This is a genomic window from Streptomyces palmae (assembly GCF_004684805.1).
Lineage (GTDB): Bacteria > Actinomycetota > Actinomycetes > Streptomycetales > Streptomycetaceae > Streptomyces > Streptomyces palmae.
The window spans coordinates 1-3,072 of the sequence record NZ_SRID01000555.1; the positions used below are offsets into that span (position 1 = coordinate 1).

Genomic DNA, 3,072 nt, shown 5'->3' on the forward strand with positions numbered 1-3,072 from the left:
CCCTCGACCCGCCCCTCCCCGCTGAGCACCGACTCGTCCAGCCCGGTACGCGCCCGCGCCCGCTCCAGGTCGGCCCGGTACTCCGGGTCATCGGTCCGCAGCGCCACCGGCTCGTCCCAGGACTGCCAGCTGCCCGGGTCGACAACGGCCTCGATCAGCTCAAGCGCGCCCGCACGGGAGTTCGTTCCGGTCATGTGCCCACCTTGCCACGCGACCGCGGCCGGCGGTACGCGCCGACCGGCGGGATGCCGCCCGCCCGTCGGCGATGGACGGGCGGGCGGCACGGTGCCGGCCTCGCGGCCCCGGAGGACGGCGACCCGTCAGATCGAGAGGCAGGTGGTCGGGGTGGCGTGGGCCGGGTCGAGTGCGTTGGCCACCTCATGGAAGGCGATCCTGTCGGTCAGACCGATCGCCACGTGGCCCGACAGGTCGAGCGGGCACAGGTCCTGCAGCAGGACGTTGCGGACGCCCGGTCCGGACAGGTAGCCCGAGGTGTAGGGCGTCACCACCTCGTCGTACCGGGTCACGATGGTGGTGTAGCGCACCCCGGGCACGGTGTCGCCGCCGGCGTTCAGACGCTTCAGGAACTCCGAGCCGGCGACCTGGTCGGTGAGGGCCGGCGCGGTCTCGTCGATGAGGTCGCGTACCTCGGGGAAGTAGTCCAGCAGCCTGGTCAGACCGGACATGGTGGTCCCGTGATTGGTGGGGGCGATGCCCACCAGCGCGTTCACCTTCGCCGCCCCGCCGAGGAACTTGAGGTAGTAACGGGGCATCATGCCGCCCTGGGAGTGGCCGACCAGGTCGGCCTTGGTGGCGCCGGTGGCCGCCAGCACCTTGTCGACATAGGCCGAAAGCTGCTCCGCGGACTTGTCGATCGGGCCGAGACCGTAGACGAGGGGGACCACGGGCAGCTGGCCGTAGTCGAGCGAGAAGACGCAGTAGCCGCGTGCCACCAGGTAGGGCGCGAGGCCGAGCCAGTTGTCGACCCCGTTGCCGAGCGTGCCGTGCACCAGGACGACCGGACGGGGGTGCTGCGCCGAGGGCCGGCACCCGAAGTCGTTCCAACCGCTGCTGCTCAGGGCCTGGGAGGTGGTGGCGGGCGTGGCCGCGGAGGCGGCGGAGGCGGGCAGCGCGACAGCGGCGGCCAGCGCCAGGGCGGGCAGGAGTCTGCGGATCCGTTTCCAGGGCAGCTTCATCAGGGCTCCTCGATGGGGGGTTGTGAAAGCCGTGCACCCATGCGATCCGGATCACAAGAACGTCGCGCGCTGTATTAAATTACGGGCGAGTAGCAGAGCTCTCCAGCCATCGGCACGTGAAGAAACCTGCACCGTGTTTTCACCTGCCGTTCAGGAATGCCTCCTTACCGCGCATCAGAAACTCCCGAAAAGCCGCTTTTGCGCGCGGTGACCGAGGAGAAGCGGCGGGAGAGCGACCCGGACGGCCTTCCTCGGGGCGCCCGGGAAGGCGGCCTGGCCTCCTCGGGGGCGTTCGGGGAGGGCGGCGCGGCGGCCTGGCCTCCGTCAGGCGGCGTCCGGGAAGGGCCGCCCCCAGGCGGCGTCCAGGAAGGCGGCGGGGCGGATCGCCCCTGCCCCGAACCGGGCCCGCGCCCGGTCGGCGGCGGCCTCGATGCGCCGCGCCTTGTCGTCGGCGGGGTCGAAGGTCAGCTGGTGCGCGGCGCTCCCGGCGTCCGCCAGCCCCTCGGCGCGCAGCGCCACCGACCGTACCCGGGCCCGTTCCAGGCCGAGCGCCTCATGCAGCGCGTACGCGGCGGCGACCAGCCGCGGGGTGTGCGCGGTCGGCTCGGGCAGCGCCCGGCCGCGGGTGGTCACCGACCGGTCCGCGTAGCGGACGGTGAGGGTGAGGGTACGAGCCACCTGCCCGCCGGTACGCAGCCGAACGCCGAGTTCGTCGGCGAGGGTGAGCAGGGCCCGGCGCCTGCGGTCGGGGTCCAGTTCGTCGTGTGCGAAGCGGTGTTCCGCGCCGAGGGAGCGGGCGGGGGCGTTGGGGACGACCGCACCGGGGTCGATGCCGTGCGCCCGCTCGTGGACCCGCCGCCCGGCCGCCGCGCCCAGGATGCGTTGCAGCGTGGAGAGCGGGGCCGCCGCGATCCGGTCCACGCTGTCCAGGCCGTACGCGCACAGGGTGCGGGCGGTCGCCGGCCCGACCCCGTAGAGGGCGGCCGCGGGCTGGTGCGCGAGGAAGGCGGCGACCTCCGCCGGGTCTCCCGGCACGGTGTGCACCGCCCCGGCCCGGTCACCCGCCCGGAACCGTCCGGTGCGCTGCCGCGGATGCGCCGCGGCCATCCGGGCGAGCAGGGGGTTGACGGCGACGCCCACCGTGCAGTCCACGCCGTAGCGGGCCAGGGCCCGGACCCGCAGCAGCGCCGCCAGCTCGGCCGCGTCCCGGCCGAAGTAGCGCAGGGCGCCCCGGACATCGGCCAGCGCGGCATCCGGCGGCAGCGCCTCGACGACCGGGGTCAGCTCGGTGAGCAGACCGAGCAGCCCCTCATAGATGTCCGCGCCCGGCTCCGCCCCGGCGACCGAGTGGAAACGCACATAGAGCACGCCCGGCACCCGCCGGTCATCCGACGCCCCCTCGGAGGGAGGTGCGGTGGGGCCGACGCCTTGGCCGACGGCGCCCGGGTCCCCCGCGCTCACCCGTGCGGTGGAACCCGCGCCCCGGGCCACGGGGCCCGACCCCGCCGACACCCGTGCCTGCGCCTCGGAGCCCGACCCCGCCGCCGCACGCGCGGTGGGACCCGTACCCAAGGCCCCGCGGTCCGCCCTCGCCGAGGCACGCGCGGCAGGGCCCGCGCCCCGAGCCTTGGTGTTCCGGTCGTCGGGGGTCATCGTCCCGCGCTCCCCGGACTCGCGTGCCACAGTTTGCGGCCGGTGGCCGCGCCGTCGCCCGCGGGCCGCAGGTCGACCCAGGGGTGCATCGCATAGCCGGTGGGCAGCTGGATACGGCGATCGGCGCCCGTGCCCGCCCCGTCGGCGTCCGCGTCCCCGTCCGCGTTTCCGTTCTCCCCCGTCGCACCGGACGCGGCGGCGGAGGCCGGCACCCGCTGTCTCT

General features: G+C 74.8%; 3 protein-coding genes and 1 pseudogene. All 4 read right to left on the bottom strand.

Translation table 11 applies throughout. The features are described from left to right. A pseudogene (locus E4099_RS30795) lies at positions 1-194 on the bottom strand (carboxyl transferase domain-containing protein); the annotation flags it as partial. 126 nt (positions 195-320) lie between these two features. Next, positions 321-1,196 carry an esterase/lipase family protein gene (locus tag E4099_RS30800; protein ID WP_135342392.1) on the bottom strand — a complete coding sequence of 292 codons (876 nt, stop codon included), beginning with the start codon at positions 1,194-1,196 and terminating at the stop codon, positions 321-323. 324 nt (positions 1,197-1,520) lie between these two features. Further along, positions 1,521-2,555, bottom strand: coding sequence for a DNA polymerase Y family protein (locus tag E4099_RS30805; RefSeq protein ID WP_245245326.1), 1,035 nt, complete (start codon positions 2,553-2,555; stop codon positions 1,521-1,523). 290 nt (positions 2,556-2,845) lie between these two features. Further along, positions 2,846-3,072, bottom strand: a 227-nt coding sequence (locus tag E4099_RS30810) for a hypothetical protein (protein WP_135342394.1), incomplete at its 5' end; no start/stop codon positions are given.